Genomic DNA, 16,603 nt, shown 5'->3' with positions numbered 1-16,603 from the left:
AACTCTGCCGCCATTTCGCCGCCATTTTTTACCTATGAAAATGGGTTAGTCAGGGGGTTAAGTCTGACTGCGTCATCGAGGTGTTCGGGGGCAAAATGGGCGTATCTCATGGTCATCGTAATGGAGCTGTGACCGAGGATGCGCTGTAGGACGAGGATGTTACCACCATTCATCATGAAATGGCTGGCAAACGTATGCCTCAGCACATGAGAAAGTTGACCCGTTGGCAAGGTAACGCCTGATTTTTCAGCAGCATATTCAAATGCGTCATAGCATGGCGGGAACAATTTCCCATCGGCCCGCGCCTGCTTGGGGATCTTCCCATATAACTCGGGCGAGATAGGGACTGACCGATTCCGCTTGCTCTTGGTCTGGGTGAACGTCAGCCGGTATTTGCTCACCTGGGCGCGTGTTAGCCCTTGAACCTCCGACCATCGGGCCCCGGTCGATAGGCAGAGCATTACCACCATGGTCAGCTCCGGCACGCGGGAGTTGGCGCACGACTTGAGTAACAGGTCGATTTCACTCTTGGTGAGATAAGACATCTCACTTTCTTGTGTCTTGAACAGCCGTAACCCGACCAGCGGATGGGGATATGGCCACTCTTCCAGCCGGATCAGCTCGCCAAAGACGGCGTGGAGCAAACGCTGCTCGTTGTTGATCGTCACCACCCCAGCGGCTCTATCCCAGCACCGCCCAGGGAAGATGATCTGTCCACTCAAGCGCCCTTCACGATATGCCGCGAAATGGTTCTTGCTGAACTCCACCGCCAGCGGGTTCCCCATGGCCTCGGTCATCAAGGTCAGTTTGCGATGAACCTGTGTGGCTGCGGCCAACGTCTGCCCATGCAGGCGATACCACTGCTCGATGACGTCTGACAGATGGCGCTTATCTTCCGCGACCTTGTTGGTCGTCAGCCAAGGGTTGCTATTGCTCTCTTCAAGCAACCACTTCTCCCAGACCTGCGCCTCGCCCTTGGTGGCGAACCGCTTGCGCTTGCGAGGGCCATCACGGCCTTGGGGATAGACTTCGGCAAGCCAGAGCCGCGGCTTGCCGTCGTCGAGTTTGCGGACGGTCATTTGAATAAAACGTTAACAAAACCTTGGCCACCATGATCATTTGGATAAAACAGTGTGGCGGCATCAATATTGGATAATGTTATCTGGGTCCTCCCTGAGGGCGGCAGTTCCAAAGGAACAAAAGACATTGGTTTGCCATCAATGAACGCTTTGAATACGTTGAATTTCACCTTGTTTTTTGTGTCATTTAACAGATTGACTACGATGATGGCTGATTCAAGCTGTATTTTATTGGTCTGGAAATCCTGCTTGTTATGTTTCTCGAGGTTGTCTCTGATGCTTTTGGGGATACGGATGCCAAGAACTGCATCATCGCCATCATAAGAATAGATTTTTATACCCTTGGTTTTGAAATCATCCTCTGACTTAAATTTCCCAATCTGTATAGGTATGGAAAACATCACATAGCTATCCATCTTTTGCGTAAAGCACTCTTGATACTCGGCGCCATCGATTAACTGTGGAACAGTCTTTTGAGCCTCTATCACAGAAGAAGAAGGATTTCGCGAGTCCTCATATGAGTTACAGGATGCCACTTCAACGAGGAGACTGGCAGCGCCATTCTGCAAATTGGTGTTGTTGAGATCGCTGACGTTTACATCAGCCATCAGTTGAGTTTTACAACCAAAAATAATGAATGGAAAAGCAAGAAGTATTGGAAGTTTCATCACATCCTCACAAATTCAATATTAGCGTGACTCGCTATAAGACTCAGGAAGTTCACCGGTTTCAACAAGTAGCCTGATTTGCTCATCGCGTACCAATGGCACCCCGAGCTCATTGGCTTTCTTCATCTTCGACCATCCAGCATTGTCACCACAGCACAGAAAATCGAGCGAGGCAGATACGCCGGTGGCCACCTTCATTCCTGCGCTTTCTGCCAGTTCGGTTAACCCGGCTTTATCGACCTTGCTGAATCCGGTGAAACACACCTTGAATGAATAATCATCGATCGGCTTATCCAGCTTGGGGCCGCGATAACTGGGGTCAGACTTGATTTGCTGAATCCGGTCTGCATACAGGTTGCTGACCTGTTCGAAGGCTGCGGCCGCTTCCTCTTGGGTCGCAAATACATCAAGCACTCTATCGGTTCGCAAAGAGACAAACGTGGGCAACTCAAATGACATCGCAACGTCATCATCATCGGTCGCAATCGTCATCTGCATGCCGTACACCAGTTGGCGCACAGGGTCAGAGTGATATGCCGCCACTCGCTTGGCAGAGATAACCCCTTTGTTGCTCATGTAGAGGAGATTGAAAACTGGCAGCTCAGTGCCTTGATAGATAATTGACTCGGCAGAATACAGATCAAACACGGTTAGCCCCCTGCTATATCAGAATTTTTTACCTACCCGAACAACTCGACCAACAATATGAACATCTTGGCGCTGTTCTTTTGTGACGACCTGCTCACCATAAACAGGGTTGTCAGAAATTATTTTGAGGCCCCCGAAAGGGTCAAATTGAATTCGCTTTACCAGCAGGCTGTCACCGATTCGCAGTACATAGATGCCATCGCGCAAGGACTCTCCATTGCACAGGCTGATCAGAATCTTCTCGTTGTTACTGATGGTGGGCTCCATCGAATCGCCCTTTGCTCGGATGATGGCCAACCGCTCAGGTTTAAGGCCATCCTCTTTCAACTCATCAGTTCTGAAAGGTTCGGGAGCCAGCTTCAACTCATCCGCGATCACTGAACCATACCCAGCCGATGCAAACACGTGATAGCTATCAATTAGGGTGATGTCTTCGGCATTGGCTCGATATGCAGCATGTGAATCGTTCAGAACCTTGTTGTCATGGTTCTGACCGTCAGTGTCAGCAGTAAGTTTGCTGATAGGGGATGTTGCGATCTGCTCAGGAACCTCACCGATCCCCATGCACAACCAGACAAAGAGAGCCGGATCGTTCCCTGCGATTTGGGACACCAGCGCCACGGATGGCATGGTTTCACCAAGGCAATACTTCCTGACGACGGCATCACTAACACCAACCCGTCGACCAAAAGAACTGTAGGTCTCTCTTCCTACTAGCTGCTTCATTCGCTTAGAAAACGCTTCAAGGTCAAAGGCTGTAGCGTTAAGAATCTCCATAGAAATATACCTCTAATCACAAACTCACACTTTTAGGTTGCGCGATATCGCATCAGCGGATACTCTTACTTAAAATCAGTAAAGCATACCAATCGTCGGGGTTATGAGTGCTTTTCTGTCCACAGGTAAAAAGTAAACGCATAGGGGCGCAGTATGACGCAACGTGACACCGAAAAACAGCCTTTAGGGGCGCAAGCTGCACCGATAGGTGACGCTGTTCAACCGCAAGTTGACCCGCTGGCAGAAGTGCTGCGCCAGCTGGAAACCATCAAGCAAGGCCTGGCGCTCTCTATGCTGCCGGCCATCCCGCTCGATGCCTTCCTGACCATGCTGCGTGACGAACTCAAGTTCGATCTGCCCCTGCGCACCGCGCAAGACATGATCAGCGATGGCCGCTTGCCCATCGTTCCCAAGCTGCGTCCTGGTGATAAGCCGTGGGTCAACCTGCAGCGCTGGCGCGAAATGACCAAGGAGCCGTCGAACTACTTCAAGTTTGTTCATGAGAACTCCAGTCATCGCGTAGCCAAAGCCGCTACCAAAAAGTCAGCGCAACGCGCTGCTGCCTGACCTAACGGTAGCGATTGAGCACAGGGGGATAAAGTGTCAAACCAACGCACTCACTCACACAGCCATTTTGCCGGGGCCTGCGACCTGTTCAAACAGGCGCACAACATCAGCCAGCTGGCAGATGCCATCGGCATGACCAGCCACGTGCTTCACAACAAATTCAATCCGGCGTGTGAGCGGCACAACCTGACCGCCCAAGACTTGATCGCCCTCTACCACGCCACCGGTGACGACACCCTGTTTGATGGCCTGCTGTTTGATTGCGGCCTGACTGCCGTTCGCCTGCCCGCCGCTGCTACCGCCGCCCCAGAGGCTCGCGCCCAGCAGGCGCTCAACGCCAGCGCCCAGATCATGGGCGTCACTGCCCAGGCAACCACCATCCTCGCCGGTGACCGCGTCACCAAATCCCACAGAAACACCGTCGTCACCGGCATCTGGGCAGGCATCGAGCACCTGGTGCTGATCGCCACCGAAGTCGAAAACAAATTTCAAGCCGTCCCTGGTCTTGCGTGTGCTGCCGATATGGCCCGCGCAGCCCTCGGCGCATAGGAGACCAGACCATGAGATTTCCGTGTCCGCATTGCGGTTCTCGCAGCCATATCAGAAGCACCAACCGCATGAGTCCGCTCACGGGGATCCTGCGCTGCCGCTGCAACAACGACGATTGCGGATTTGTATTTCAGGTCGGCGTCGAGGTGACGGGGTATTTCGTTGCCAGCGCCACCCCCAACCCCGCCATCAACCTGCAAAAGCTCAATGGCGTCGGTCGCCACTGGGAACCGGGGGTCAACTTCAAGGATGTAGCCCCGTTCCGTTCAACCATCCACCCCTTCAAAGCGGTAGAGGAAGTGCGCAACAAGACCAAGGAGAAAGCATGAAACTTCGCGCCGAGCAGCCGGGGCTGATCCCGCTGCCGTTCCTGTTGTTCACCCGCGCCACTGTCGTGAGCGATTGCGACGAGCCGGTAATGCGCAACACCACCCGTTGTGATGGCAGTTATTTGGAAGATTGCCAAGGCCGTCGTGGCGCCCTGCGCTTTACGCCACGCCAACAACCCCGCCCGCACTGGCTGACCAAGCTGCTGCAGGCATAAGAGAGGGCCACCCCATGAACACAGCACAGGTAATCGAGCTCGTTCAGCAACCCAGCGCCCGCGAAAAGGCACTGGCAGATCTGCGCGCCCAGTTCGGCCGCAATGGGGCGGCCAGCCGCTGGTCACGCCTGCCAACCAAGGCCCGTTCAGTCATCTGTTATGCGGCCGGTATATCAACCACCACAGCCGGGCAGGAGCTGGACCAGCTCGACTTTGAACAACAAGAGGCGATCCGCCTCGCCCTGGGCGACCTGCTGGCCACCCTGCGGGAATTCGACGGGTCAGTGTTGCACCGCCGCGAATGGCACCGCACCACCCGCCGCATTGAAGGGCCAAGCCGTAGCGAACAGGAGCAGGCAGAACACGAAGACAAGCGCCGGGCTGAGCTCAACGAGCAGGCCAGCATTTTGGAAAGCCGCAGAGCGGTAATGAAAAAGGTGGCCGGAAACGGCCAATAAAAAACCCCGCTATCGGTGTTGGCGCACCAGCGGGGCTTTCAATCAATCAGCGAGGTAAACCTCATGAACAATCTTACAGCAGAACAGGCGATCCGCAAAGTCGCGAACAGCCTCATTAATACCCACCGCCCCCAGCTCGGGGCCTGCCACAGCCTCGCCATTGAGGCGAGCCTTGAGGCGCTGGCCGAACTGGCCGACGAGCTGGCCCTGCTCGACATCTACGCCGAGCTGACCAAGCGCCTCGAGATCCTGCAGGGTGGCCAGCGGCCGCCGGTGCTGGTTGGCAGCACTCCATCCGGGGATCTCGCTTTCCTCAAGCTGTTCAACGAGTTCGCCATCGCCAACCCTCAAGCCGCCGACGAATGGCTGTTTACCGATGCCAAGGGCTGCTTTACATGGCAGGACGATGAGCAGGGGCTGGTATTCATGCCGCCAGCGGTTGAAGTCGAGCCGTTGGCTGATGGTGACATGCCGTTTATGGACGGCCCGCACATCATCGGCATGGATATGGCCAGCTGCCCAGACAGCACCGTGGTATTCCAGCCGCCCTTTGCCCATGCACTGAAAGGCGGTGCCCAATGATCGCCATCACCAGCAAGCACACCGCCCAATCCCCTGCCGATGCCGTCGCCTACCTGGTGCGCCATGGCTACATCAAAGTGCGCGGTCACTGGCTCAGAGGCCAGCGTCACGCCGCCCGTATCGAAACCCTGGCCTCTGGCCGCGCCTGTGTACTGGAAGGAGTCGCAGCATGAGCAAGACCATCATGACCCTGGCCTGCCTGAAACAGTGGATAGCCGAGAACGAAGCGCGCCTGGTACCCACTGCCCCGCTCTGCTGCTGCGGCGAACTGGGGATCTCCATCCGTGTAGAGGCTGGCCATGTCGCCATTGACGAGCCGGATTACAGCCAAGTCGAAGGGGGTGCACAGTGACTGACGACCTGTTCGAACTCGAAGCCCCGCAAGATGCGCTGGGCACCACAGAGGCGGGCCCCGCCCATATGCAACCACCGGCGCCGGTCAGCCCACTGACCAAGCACTGGGAAGCAGCGCAGGAGGAGTTCAACACCTCGGGCAGTGATGCCCGCCGAAACCGCAACATCGCCCAGGAGTTGCTGGCCCTGGGCGCCATCCGCGCCGTGTATTGGCTGGCGCTGGGCGCTGCCGAGGTCGCACTGGCCAAGGAGATCGCCGAGTGGTGGGCCGAGTGCGAGCCACTCCACGGACTGGGGGAGACCATCAAATGATCCACGACTTCTGGCTTGATGCCATGTTGAACGACGCAGCGCGCCGCCGGGAATACCAACTCGAATTGCTGGATGCCCGTCGCCGTCCCTGCCGCCCCCACAGCTATATCAAAACCCTGCTGAACATGGTGCGCGCGGCCCGCCGCTGCGAGCGCCAATCTGCCGCCCGTCTGCGCCAGTCATACAACGGAGGCGCCATCTAATGACCCACCAAAAACCAGCCGGGCTTGCCCCGGCTTTGGGCGCCCTGCGCCCTGCAAACAGCCTTTCCGCCGTACAAATGGTCACCCTGGAGCCCTGCACCAAGTGCAAGCAGACCGCCGTGTGCATGCCGGTAGCTGGCCGCCACGGTCGCCGGTCTTACCCCTACTGCGTCGAAACCTGCTGGCCGCTGGCCCGCGCCGCCAGTGAAACCGTGGTGAAGGCTGCCCCTGCTGCCCGCCCCTCGATGCTTTGCAGCTGCTGCGGCGATTTCAGCCATGTACGCCCGGTCATCCTGTCCGGCAGCCGCATGACCAGCCTGTTTTTCTGCGAGACCACCTGCTGGTCTGATCGGCTGGCAACCCTCGACATGGTACCGACCTGCACCCAGTGCGGCCGCTACCTGCAACCCAACGAGTATGTGAACGGCAAGTGCGGGGTGTGCAAGTGAACGAACCCATCAACAACCTGCAGGGCATCCAGCTGCCACAGCACTACCTGGTCGGCCACCATGCCATCAATATGGCCGGCGCTGCCGAGCAACTGGCCCGCGTCGAGTGGCACGTTGCCAAGCCGCTGGCCAAGACCTACCTGCACCGCTACCCCGCCAACCCGAAAACCGCCAATGTCTGGCTGCGCCGCATCGTTGACGTGTGCGCCGCTGCGCAAAGCCGGTTCCCGATCCCGGTGGTCGACCTGCGCAACGACATGCGCCGCGAACTGGTCGCCGCCGAGTGGGCGCGCCGCTGCCAGCAACTGCTGAACAGCGGAGCCAACGAGCGCACCGCTACTGAGCTGCTGGCTGACCTTGGCGCTCAGGCGCAGGCGTGGCACTTCTGCCCCGCCTTGCCGGTTCACCCCCGCACCCACGCCGAGCGCCTGCTGGAAAGACCGCTGACCGACGCAGAGCGGGACAATCTGGCCCCTGCCGTGGACAAGTTCGAAGGAGCCGCCGCCAGCCTGCTGGTTCGCCTGCTCGATGAGTCCTGGTGGCTGCGCAAGATCAACCGCGCCTGGGCCATCTACTGCGAGCTGATCGCCATCCTCACCGGCCAGGTGCGCAAAGGGGTCAGCCCCTACGCCAGCGCCCACGCCGTGCGCGAGTTCACCCAGCGCAAGGCGGCCCAGCGGGCATGGATGGAGAACATGAGCGCCGTCAACGAAGAGCTGGGGCAAGAGATCGATCTGACGGACGCCATCATGGCATCCGTGGCCAACCCCGAGATCCGCCGTCATGAGCTGATGGTGCGCATGCGCGGCTTTGAGGATATGGCGCAGGAGCAGGGCAAACTGGGCCTGTTCCTGACCCTGACCGCTCCATCCAGCTATCACGCCTGGCGGGTGGGTAAACAGGACAAGTCCAAGACCTACCAGAACGAAGACTTCAACAACGCCACCCCGACCGAGACAAACCGCCTGCTGTGCAAACAGTGGGCCCGCTTTCGTGCCGCGCTGGCGCGGGAAAAGGTCGGGGCCTTTGGCTTTCGAGTAGTGGAGCCGCACCACGACGCCACCCCGCACTGGCACTGCCTGCTGTTCATCAACCCGGAACATCAGCACGTTTTTCTGACCCTGCTGGCCTTCCACTTCACCGCGGCCGAACGGGACGAGCTGAAAATGCCCAACGGTGCCGAGCTGAACGCTTTGGCCCAGTCGCGCATCCGTAACAAGTTGCCGCACATCAAGAGCCTGCTCGACATCACTGATAAGCAGACCATCAAAGCCATCAACCCCAGGGTGAACTGGAAAGAGATAGACCCGACCAAGGGCAGCGCCACCGGCTATATCGCCAAATACATCGCCAAGAACATTGACGGCCATGCCGTGGGGATGGATTACGAGGCCGAGGCCCCCGTTGACCACACCACCATCGCCGTGGCCGCTTGGGCCAGTTGCTGGCGCATCCGCCAGTTTCAGCAGATCGGCGGTCCTGCTGTGAGCGTGTGGCGCGAGCTGCGCCGCCTAGGTGAAGACGTAATCGAATGGGACTGTGTGCTGGAATTAGCCCGCCACGCGGCTAGAAACGCCCGCTGGGGCGACTTCATCAACGCCATGGGAGGCATTGATGCCCCACGCAAAGAGCACCTGATCCGCCTCTCCAAGCGCATGGACGAAGCCGCCAACAAATACGGAGAGGATGTGATCAAGCTGCTGGGGCTGATCACCGACGTTGGCATGACCACGGCCGTCACCCGCACCGAAGGCTGGCAGATAGTGCGCAAGGGGGCTGCGGTGTCGGGTTTGGGCGAGCAGCGCGAGCATGCAGTGGGCGAGCGCAGCGAGTTGACCTTGAGCAGCGGCAGCTGCGCCCCTTGGAGTTCTTTCAATAACTGTACGGAAGGATCCAAATCAGGGGTTAAAGGATCCACTCTGGCTAAAGAGTTGAGCCGAATGGGTCTTGATGCGAGCAACGCCGCCCTGCTGCAACACGGCAGCATCATCAATGCCGGTGGCCAGTACGTGCGCCTGGTCAGCGATCGGCTGATTGTGACCCGTCACTGGCCGGGGGCAACCGGCGCACCGGCGCACTGCAGCAAACAGATGCTGAGAGTAGTTGATGCTGAGGTTGAAAAAGCCTTTGATGATGCAGAGGCATTACGCCAGGAACAGCTCAGAATGCGGGTACGCAGTGCTGTTCTGACTCACGGGAGTCTGGCATTTGGGAAGAATTTGTCGGATGCTGATTTCGAGATCGCCTTTGACGAACTGCGCAAGTCTATCGATTGGGTAACGGATGCCGCTATCAACCCGCCTTCATCCGAAGAGGTTCGGGAATTTCTGCCCAGTATGAAGCCACATATCAAGGCGCTGGCTATGGAGGAAAGAGCAGATGAGCAATAAGCAAACGTCCTACACACCCCAGCTACATGGCAGCGAAGCCATCGAGAAGCGCTGCAGGCTCATCCTGGAGCGGTATTGGCCTCAACATGAGATTGATACCTGGCTTAACATGCTCACGCCTGGTGAGCGTGCCTATGCGGCTGTCCTGCTCCAAAGACAGCATCACCAAACCTCACCGGGTGCCCATCACTCCCCTGTGGTTCCCTATGATGAGTTCAGTGCGTTGACTCGCTGGATTGATGAGCCCCCGATGAGCCAAGGTAATCTGAGCGATGCGGAGTTCAAACGCGCCATCTGGCAAAAAGTAGACGAAGACAAGTGGTGGTGAAATAGCTGCGTGGGCTTTTCGCTAAATCACTCAGGAGGGCTTTATAGCAATGGTGGAACGCCTGAAAGATATGCTCGCATCTCTGATAATGGAGCCCGGAGTGATGAAATTCTTCGGTGGCCTGCTGATGCTGTCCTCTTTGGGGGCACTGATGCTGGGCGTCAGAACGCTCATGTTTGAACGCCGTCTCGAACGGGCTTTTACCAGACTCCAGACCATTACAGATGGCAAAGCGACACTGCCCACCCCACCAGGGCTGTTTGACCAGTGGCCCATCATCCAGGCCATGATCCCGGAGACTTTCATAGGATTCCTCACTTGGGCCAGCTTTTTTGCCGCAGGATGGATGATGGTGAGCTTTGGCAAGCAGATCGAACGGATGTACTGACTCCCGCCGCCGTCATCACTTCACTACCGGCAGCTCGCCGAGCGCGGTGGTATAGCGGGGGCTTAACTGCTCCCGCTTCATCATCCACTCCCGGGTATCGCGGCCACGGGCCGCAAAGTAGACCTTCCCCAACCGCCCCTGGTTGATCTTGTCGATGACCTGCATCAGCGCCTCGCTGCGGGGGGATTGTTGCTGTGCGGCAAACAGGTCGCCCTGCTGCATGCTGGCGGGGGTGAATTCGGCCAGCATGACGCCCCCTTTCTGGTAACGCTGCTCGTCGCGCCAGATGCGGGGGAGGAGTTCCGGGATCAGAGCCAGCAGCGCCCGGGTGTCATGGGTGGACATCGCCAGCTTGGTGCTCACCTGGTTGCCGTAATAGGGCTCCCGGTCGCTGAACGGGCTGGTGCGAATGAACAGGGTCACATGCCGGCAGCACATCCCCTCCCCCCGCAGCTTCTCGGCGGCCCGCTCCCCATTCTTGTTTTTAGCGAGTCCTCAGAGAGGCCACTGGCTAACGGACTCCAATAGCTGGCGGCCCATTGGCGCTGATCTAAAAATGATAAAAGTTCATGGTAAATAGAGTTTATGATCTAACATCAGATACTTGTTTACATCTTCCCTCGGGTTTATCATCCCTGATAGAGTTATAGAGAGTAAAAACATAGGGTGGCCACCTTAATAAGGTATAACACCGAAAGCATATAATTTATTTATGATATTTTATTTAATCATAAGAGATCTGCTTTCATGGAACATGAAAAATACACATCCTATCTATCACTGTAAATAACAACTACAACTTTAAAAAGTTGTGTGGTATTAAGTAGTAACTTCAGGTAACGTTAATATATGTTGAGATATAGAGCTGACATTGATGGATTAAGAGCACTTGCTGTACTATTAGTGGTTTTATATCACGCAAACATTCCCATTAATGGTGGATTTATTGGTGTTGATATATTCTTTGTTATATCAGGCTTTCTAATTACATCCATCATAAATAATGAAATAAAAGATAAAACATTTACATTTCTTTCCTTTTATACAAGGCGAGTTAAAAGGCTTGTCCCAGCATTTTTCTTTATGGTACTTTTTATTTCCATCTATTGCTCATACTACCTAATGCCTGAAGACCTTATTTCTTATAGTAAAACAGTTCTTTTTTCTCTTCTTGGCGTGAGTAATTTTTATTTTTTCTCTCATACAAATTACTTTGAATCATCCACTTTTGAACCTCTACTTCATACTTGGTCACTTTCAGTTGAAGAGCAATTTTATCTAGTGTGGCCAATGCTTTTAATTGCATTTCACAAAACAACAAAAAACAATTTAAAGAATGCAGTTTACTCACTTATCTTCATTGGCTCCATTTTAATTTCTTGGCTATATGTAAATATAGACAAGAACATGGCCTATATGATGCTACCATTCAGATTATTTGAATTGATGGCTGGTGCTATATTAGCTATGAATCCTATATATACATCATCAACCAGTAGATATCAAAACATATTCTCAATTATTGGTATCATCTTAATTGTATCAAGTGCGATGATGCTTGATGACTCTAGCGCATTTCCAGGAATACTTGCTATCCCTGTAACCATAGGAACAGTACTGCTAATCTCATCTCAAGGCGGAATTGTTAATCGATTCCTCTCTCAATCACCAGTTGTCTACATTGGTAAAATTTCATACTCTTTATACTTATGGCACTGGCCGATAATAGCTCTTGCAAAATATAGAGGTATTGAGCTTGATTTAATCAATGCATCAATACTAGTTGTAGTATCTATTGCTACCGCATGTATTAGCTATCATTTTATTGAAGTCCCATCAAAAAAACAAAATAAACCAAAATTTATAATCCCTTCATTTTATTTATTACCAGTTGCGGTATCGGCAATATTCCTTTACGTAACAGTGGAAACGGAAGGTATGAAATCCAGAATGAATGGAATGTTTGACGAGCTTAAAGAGACTAATACCGCACATGTGATTAGAAAAGAGTGCATGGGAACAATGAAAATTGGAAATTACAATGAATGTTATCTAGGCATAAAAAAAGACAAGCCTGATGTCTTGATGATTGGCGACTCATTTGGAAATGCATATACACCTTTTATTGATGTACTTGCTAAAGATGCTGGCTTAATGGTTGCTGATACAATGAGAAGTATAACACCATCAATCCCCAACGTTTATGTCACACAAATAAATACAAAACCGCCTATAGAGCAAATTGAAAAGGTATTGAAATACACGAGAGAACGCATTGAGTATGGCTCAACATTGAAAGCTGTTATAATATCAGATTATTTTGACCACTATAACGAAAATAATAGCGCTTTAAAAACCTATAATATAAATGGAAACGATATAAGTGACAAAGTCTATTCCATGAGAATGAATGCTATTGATGAACTAGTAGGCAAGGGGGTTGACGTTATTATTTTAGCAAGACCGTTCAAGGCCATTGGTCGTGAGCAAATAGGGAAAATTATAGCAATGAAACAAAAACATGTTATTCAGTCTTCTGTAAGATATCCCTATGATGGTCCCAAGAAAGCTCGTGAAGAATTCAGGCTAGCTAATAGCCGGTCTAATGTGACGTTGATTGACCCTAATGATGTCCTTTGTAATGAATCAGGATGCACTCCATTTATTGATGGGGACATCATATTTAGAATGGATGGTACACACCTAAACTACAGCTCATCCCAAAAAATCGGAATTAAATACATAAAAGAGATAGGCAATCCTTTGATGCAAATAAAATAACACCCACCAATTATAAAGTCTTAATCAGCCCACGAGTATCGTGGGTTTTTTTACGCTGTGCCAGATATGTATTGGTGAACAGAGTAACACCCGCCAACAACCAAAGCAGGCTGTGTTTTATTCCTAGCCCGCGACACAACACCAGCCCAGATAGCTCGTAAAGTAATTACATAACCAAATTTTATTTTGAAAATATCTGAAGGAATGTGAAGGATCGCAAAAAGGATCAGCTACCACACGCGCGGCCAGTGCTGGCGCGGGGAGCCGCTCCCCGCCCCGCGTCGTTCACCTGCATGATTTTCTACACATAAAGCGGGCAGGCGAGGCGGGGTCCCGATTGCGCGCCAGCGGTGCGGAGGGGGTTCACCACCGCCCAGCAGGCCACGCCAGCGAGCGCAGGGCGCACGTGCTGGATCTGGCCTTGCGGGTTCCTTGGGTTTGAAGGGCGATCTCACAGCGGGCCGCTGGTGCGCGTATGCAAGGGATGACTGCGGCAAGCTCTGAACCTTGCTGAGTCTGGGTGTGGCTTAGTCAGTCGCGGGGCAAAAGAAAACCCCGCCAGATGGCGGGGTGGTAGGGATGCGCTGGCCGTGTCAGCGCAGCTGATCGCCCTGGCTGGCCGGTTCGGTACCGGCGGCGAGCTTGTACGGATTGAACCTGATGATCTCCTCCCCTGCCCAGTCGTTCATCGCCAGCAGGCTGGCCTTGATGCTGTCGATCTCATTGACGTCGAACACCTGGGCGGCCTCCGTCACATTGCCAAACCCGCCTGTGCTGTTCGGCATCACCCCCATCAGCTGGGGTGGTACCCGGTGGGTGGCCAGCTGATCATCGCGGCTCACGTTCTTGATGGAAAGGAAATCATCCTTGGCCGCCACCTCTGCCACCGGGATGAGCTGCACCCCGTCTTTCTTCCCACCGGGGGTGTAGAGCAGCAGGTTGCGGAAGTTGCCGGGGCCCTTACTCTGACGTAGCGCCTCCCGCAGCTTGGTGATGTCCCCCTCATTCTGCAGCGGGTCCGTAATGTGCATGATGAAACCGGCGTGGCTGCCGTTCTCATAGTACCGGCGGCGAAACAGGGTGGCCGACTCGTTCAGCAAGGTCGAATTCAATCCGCCAACGTAGTCGGGGATGCCGTAGATCTCCTGGTTGATGTCGCTCTCCATCACATGGCCTACCCGCCCGGCGGGCAGCTCCTGTTCCTGCCCAGGCTGGGCAATCCACCAATAGGTGGCCATATCCAGCCCACGCCGGGTGTACTTGGCGCGCAGATGGTCATAGCGCAGCACCCCGCCGAGCCGGTTCTGCACCGCCTGCAAGTAGCCGTTGCCAAAAATCAGATAGTCCAGCGCCAACCCAGTGAAGCCCGCCAGACTCAGTTTCGGATGAGGGATGAAACACGATCGCAAGATGTTGCGCTTCACCTGGATGGCAGAGGCATGATGCACCCCGGCCCGATAGACCCGCGATAAGCCATTGAGCGAGAGCGGCGGCTCATACCAGCGGCCGTTGTGCATCGACTCAAGATAATCGAACACCTCCCGCTGCGATAAGACCGGCACCGGCTCGCCAAAGGTAAACGCCTCGATGGCCTCACCACCGGATGGCTGGGTCGCCGTCACCGGCGGCGTAGGGGTTGAAGAGGGGCGACGATTGCGACGTTTGCTCATTAGAAAAACTCCATAGAACCGGTATTGGTACCGTTGGCGCCTGCCAGCGGCTCATGTAACAGGGCCTGCATCGTTGCCCAGGCAATATCGGCGTGGCTGGTCTCTTCTGACCGGCTCGCCTCAAAGGTAGGCATCTTGCCGGCAGTTACCCCCCGGCGGATGCTCATAAAGGCGGCGGCCAAATCATTCCAACCGCTGTCGAACTCAAGCCGCCCCTTGTCGATCACATCCATTGCCTTCATCACCATGCGGATCTTGATGCTTGGGTTGTACTGAATCTCGGTCACGGCGGGATAGAACTGGCGCACCAGCTGTAATACCCCCTCCCCGATCCCGGTCGAGTCGATGCCGATATAGGCCGCGTTGTAACGGATCGTCATCTGGCGGATGGCTTCGGCCTGGGCGGCAAAGTCCATCCCGCTCCAGCGGTGGCGCTCCAGCACCCTAAATTTTCCGCCCGGTACCGCAGGCGGGGCCAGCACGGCGCAGCCGGCGCTATCACCTTTGCCACCCTTGGCCGGGTCATAGCCGATCCACACTGGCCGACTGCCGAGCGGGCGCAGCGCAAAGGGCTTGTAGTCCTCCCACAACTCCCAGCTGTCAATCATGCAGCGCTGCAGGCTAGCGAGCGGGAACACGCTGGCCGTGTCGTCCATGAATTCGCACATCAGCAGGTTGCGATATTCATCCTCGGAATACTCTCCGCGCAGTTCGTCTAGGTCGAACAGGTCGCAGCCCCCGCGCACCGCATCCTCGACTGTGACAATCTGCCGCCACTGGCGATCGGCGCACAGCTTGCCGCCGGCCAGATTGGCGTGGCTCAGGTCAATCTCGACCCGGTCGGCCTTGGCCTTGCCCCGGTTGAAGTTGGCACCAGACCAGAACGCATAGGCAGGATGAGAAAGGCTGGAAGGGGTGGAAATGTAGGTCTGGCGCCACTTCTTGTGCATCGCCATACCAGAGGCCACCTTGCGGAACTCAAGAAAGCCATGGATCCAGAAATACTCATCCATGTAGATGTTGCCGTGGTAACTCTGGGCGGTGCGGGCGTTGGTACCGAGAAAATAGAGGTGCGCCCCGTTCGGCAGCACCATGGGATCGCCTTTCAGCTCAACCCCCTCCTCCTTGGCAAACTGGATGATGTACTGCTTGAACACATGGGCCTGCGCCTTGCTGGCAGACAAGAAAATCTGATTTCGCCCGGTCACCAGGGCATCAATGAACGCCTCGAAGGCAAAGAAGTAAGTGGCCCCAATCTGGCGCGACTTGAGCAAGTCGCGGATCCGGTGCAGCTTGCCCGCCTCGTACCATGTGCGTTGATAGCCAAACATGGTCGACTCGAACCGCTCGATTAACCGTTCCTGCTGCTCGGGCTCTACCACATTGCGCTCGGGCGCCTTCTTCGGCCCCTTGTTACGGTTCGCTACCTTGGGATTGAGGTCGGTTTCATTGCCGCCGTTGCTGTACTTGTTGACCCGGGCGATCCGCTCCAACTGCCTGCCAAGCAGGTCAATCTCCTTGAAGTCGCCGCCGCTCTTCACATCCTTGGCGATCAACTGGCACATCCGCGCCTCAATAGCGAAGTCGACCCGGTCAATGGGTTTGATGTCATCCCAGCCGTCGCGCTTCTTCCAGGTCGAGACTGTCCCCTCCGGCGTCTGCAGCAATTCAGCAATGGCGCGGAGCGGGTAGCCCTGAAAGAACAGGTGCATGGCCTGCCGTCTGGGTTCGATATGGGGGAAAAGTAACGGTGCTGTAGTCATGGCGCCAGTCTACCGACCAAGACAAGCACCCTGACGCCCGCGCCAGTGTATCCACCGTGGATACACTGGCCGCCGATTGCACGATCCCGCCTG

22 protein-coding genes and 1 pseudogene are annotated in these 16,603 nt (G+C 55.0%); 15 read left to right on the top strand and 8 right to left on the bottom strand.

Annotation, left to right across the window (positions count from 1 at the left end):
• Positions 1-32: 32 nt before the first annotated feature.
• Genes OKC28_RS03155 through OKC28_RS03140 form a run of 4 tightly spaced genes read right to left on the bottom strand, consistent with a single transcriptional unit; the run spans position 33 to position 3,172 of the window.
• A complete protein-coding gene (locus OKC28_RS03155; protein WP_270687323.1) occupies positions 33-1,079 on the bottom strand; it encodes a phage integrase in 1,047 nt (348 codons plus the stop codon).
• A complete protein-coding gene (locus tag OKC28_RS03150) occupies positions 1,076-1,747 on the bottom strand; it encodes a DUF7424 family protein (RefSeq protein WP_270687321.1) in 672 nt (223 codons plus the stop codon). Before OKC28_RS03150 ends, OKC28_RS03155 begins: the two co-directional genes overlap by 4 nt.
• A 21-nt stretch (positions 1,748-1,768) precedes the next feature.
• The gene (locus tag OKC28_RS03145) at positions 1,769-2,395 is read right to left on the bottom strand and encodes a BRCT domain-containing protein (RefSeq protein WP_270687319.1); all 627 of its coding nucleotides are present in this window, start codon (positions 2,393-2,395) and stop codon (positions 1,769-1,771) included.
• Positions 2,396-2,413: 18 nt separating this feature from the next.
• Positions 2,414-3,172, bottom strand: coding sequence for a S24 family peptidase (locus OKC28_RS03140; RefSeq protein WP_270687317.1), 759 nt, complete (start codon positions 3,170-3,172; stop codon positions 2,414-2,416).
• Positions 3,173-3,325: 153 nt separating this feature from the next.
• Between OKC28_RS03140 and OKC28_RS03135 the strand changes: the two genes are divergently transcribed.
• The 14 genes from OKC28_RS03135 (at position 3,326) to OKC28_RS03070 (ending at position 10,296) form a co-directional block, all read left to right on the top strand.
• Positions 3,326-3,739, top strand: a complete 414-nt coding sequence (locus tag OKC28_RS03135; RefSeq protein WP_212540318.1) for a hypothetical protein — start codon at positions 3,326-3,328, stop codon at positions 3,737-3,739.
• A 33-nt stretch (positions 3,740-3,772) separates the two neighbouring features.
• Positions 3,773-4,288, top strand: a complete 516-nt coding sequence (locus OKC28_RS03130; RefSeq protein ID WP_270687312.1) for a phage regulatory CII family protein — start codon at positions 3,773-3,775, stop codon at positions 4,286-4,288.
• A gap of 11 nt (positions 4,289-4,299) precedes the next feature.
• Positions 4,300-4,617 (top strand): ogr/Delta-like zinc finger family protein, encoded by a 318-nt coding sequence (locus tag OKC28_RS03125; RefSeq protein ID WP_270687310.1) that lies wholly within the window; start codon positions 4,300-4,302, stop codon positions 4,615-4,617.
• Positions 4,614-4,832 (top strand): hypothetical protein, encoded by a 219-nt coding sequence (locus OKC28_RS03120; RefSeq protein WP_256685258.1) that lies wholly within the window; start codon positions 4,614-4,616, stop codon positions 4,830-4,832. The genes OKC28_RS03125 and OKC28_RS03120 overlap by 4 nt, the downstream gene beginning before the upstream one ends.
• Positions 4,833-4,846: 14 nt before the next feature.
• Entirely contained in the window at positions 4,847-5,290 is a 444-nt protein-coding gene (locus OKC28_RS03115) for a hypothetical protein (protein ID WP_270687304.1), read from the top strand.
• Positions 5,291-5,353: 63 nt separating this feature from the next.
• Positions 5,354-5,872, top strand: coding sequence for a hypothetical protein (locus OKC28_RS03110; RefSeq protein ID WP_270687302.1), 519 nt, complete (start codon positions 5,354-5,356; stop codon positions 5,870-5,872).
• The gene (locus OKC28_RS03105; RefSeq protein WP_170921841.1) at positions 5,869-6,045 is read left to right on the top strand and encodes a hypothetical protein; all 177 of its coding nucleotides are present in this window, start codon (positions 5,869-5,871) and stop codon (positions 6,043-6,045) included. The genes OKC28_RS03110 and OKC28_RS03105 overlap by 4 nt, the downstream gene beginning before the upstream one ends.
• Positions 6,042-6,224, top strand: coding sequence for a hypothetical protein (locus OKC28_RS03100; protein ID WP_270687300.1), 183 nt, complete (start codon positions 6,042-6,044; stop codon positions 6,222-6,224). The genes OKC28_RS03105 and OKC28_RS03100 overlap by 4 nt, the downstream gene beginning before the upstream one ends.
• Positions 6,221-6,538, top strand: coding sequence for a hypothetical protein (locus OKC28_RS03095; protein WP_270687298.1), 318 nt, complete (start codon positions 6,221-6,223; stop codon positions 6,536-6,538). Before OKC28_RS03100 ends, OKC28_RS03095 begins: the two co-directional genes overlap by 4 nt.
• Complete coding sequence (locus OKC28_RS03090; RefSeq protein WP_270687295.1) at positions 6,535-6,741, top strand: hypothetical protein; 207 nt, start codon at positions 6,535-6,537, stop codon at positions 6,739-6,741. Before OKC28_RS03095 ends, OKC28_RS03090 begins: the two co-directional genes overlap by 4 nt.
• Positions 6,741-7,190, top strand: coding sequence for a hypothetical protein (locus OKC28_RS03085; protein ID WP_270687293.1), 450 nt, complete (start codon positions 6,741-6,743; stop codon positions 7,188-7,190). The genes OKC28_RS03090 and OKC28_RS03085 overlap by 1 nt, the downstream gene beginning before the upstream one ends.
• The gene (locus tag OKC28_RS03080; RefSeq protein ID WP_270687291.1) at positions 7,181-9,580 is read left to right on the top strand and encodes a replication endonuclease; all 2,400 of its coding nucleotides are present in this window, start codon (positions 7,181-7,183) and stop codon (positions 9,578-9,580) included. The genes OKC28_RS03085 and OKC28_RS03080 overlap by 10 nt, the downstream gene beginning before the upstream one ends.
• The gene (locus tag OKC28_RS03075; protein ID WP_131729895.1) at positions 9,570-9,908 is read left to right on the top strand and encodes a hypothetical protein; all 339 of its coding nucleotides are present in this window, start codon (positions 9,570-9,572) and stop codon (positions 9,906-9,908) included. Before OKC28_RS03080 ends, OKC28_RS03075 begins: the two co-directional genes overlap by 11 nt.
• A 49-nt stretch (positions 9,909-9,957) precedes the next feature.
• Complete coding sequence (locus OKC28_RS03070; RefSeq protein ID WP_270687286.1) at positions 9,958-10,296, top strand: hypothetical protein; 339 nt, start codon at positions 9,958-9,960, stop codon at positions 10,294-10,296.
• Positions 10,297-10,311: 15 nt separating this feature from the next.
• Here OKC28_RS03070 and OKC28_RS03065 read toward each other — a convergent pair whose 3' ends face one another.
• Together OKC28_RS03065 and OKC28_RS03060 are read right to left on the bottom strand one after the other, a co-directional pair.
• Entirely contained in the window at positions 10,312-10,461 is a 150-nt protein-coding gene (locus OKC28_RS03065) for a DUF4113 domain-containing protein (protein WP_240039242.1), read from the bottom strand.
• A gap of 51 nt (positions 10,462-10,512) precedes the next feature.
• Positions 10,513-10,755 (bottom strand): annotated as a pseudogene (locus tag OKC28_RS03060) (DinB/UmuC family translesion DNA polymerase); the annotation flags it as partial.
• A gap of 390 nt (positions 10,756-11,145) precedes the next feature.
• Here OKC28_RS03060 and OKC28_RS03055 point away from each other — a divergent pair.
• Positions 11,146-13,077, top strand: coding sequence for an acyltransferase family protein (locus OKC28_RS03055; RefSeq protein WP_270687282.1), 1,932 nt, complete (start codon positions 11,146-11,148; stop codon positions 13,075-13,077).
• Between the two features lie 593 nt (positions 13,078-13,670).
• Here OKC28_RS03055 and OKC28_RS03050 read toward each other — a convergent pair.
• Together OKC28_RS03050 and OKC28_RS03045 are read right to left on the bottom strand one after the other, a co-directional pair.
• On the bottom strand, positions 13,671-14,747 hold the full coding sequence (locus tag OKC28_RS03050) for a phage portal protein (RefSeq protein WP_270687280.1): 1,077 nt from the start codon (positions 14,745-14,747) through the stop codon (positions 13,671-13,673).
• Positions 14,747-16,510 (bottom strand): terminase ATPase subunit family protein, encoded by a 1,764-nt coding sequence (locus OKC28_RS03045; RefSeq protein WP_270687278.1) that lies wholly within the window; start codon positions 16,508-16,510, stop codon positions 14,747-14,749. Before OKC28_RS03045 ends, OKC28_RS03050 begins: the two co-directional genes overlap by 1 nt.
• Positions 16,511-16,603: the final 93 nt, after the last annotated feature.

It is taken from the genome of Aeromonas sp. D3, assembly GCF_027705025.1.
Classification (GTDB): domain Bacteria; phylum Pseudomonadota; class Gammaproteobacteria; order Enterobacterales; family Aeromonadaceae; genus Aeromonas; species Aeromonas salmonicida.
This window is presented reverse-complemented; position numbering and strand designations above follow the sequence as displayed.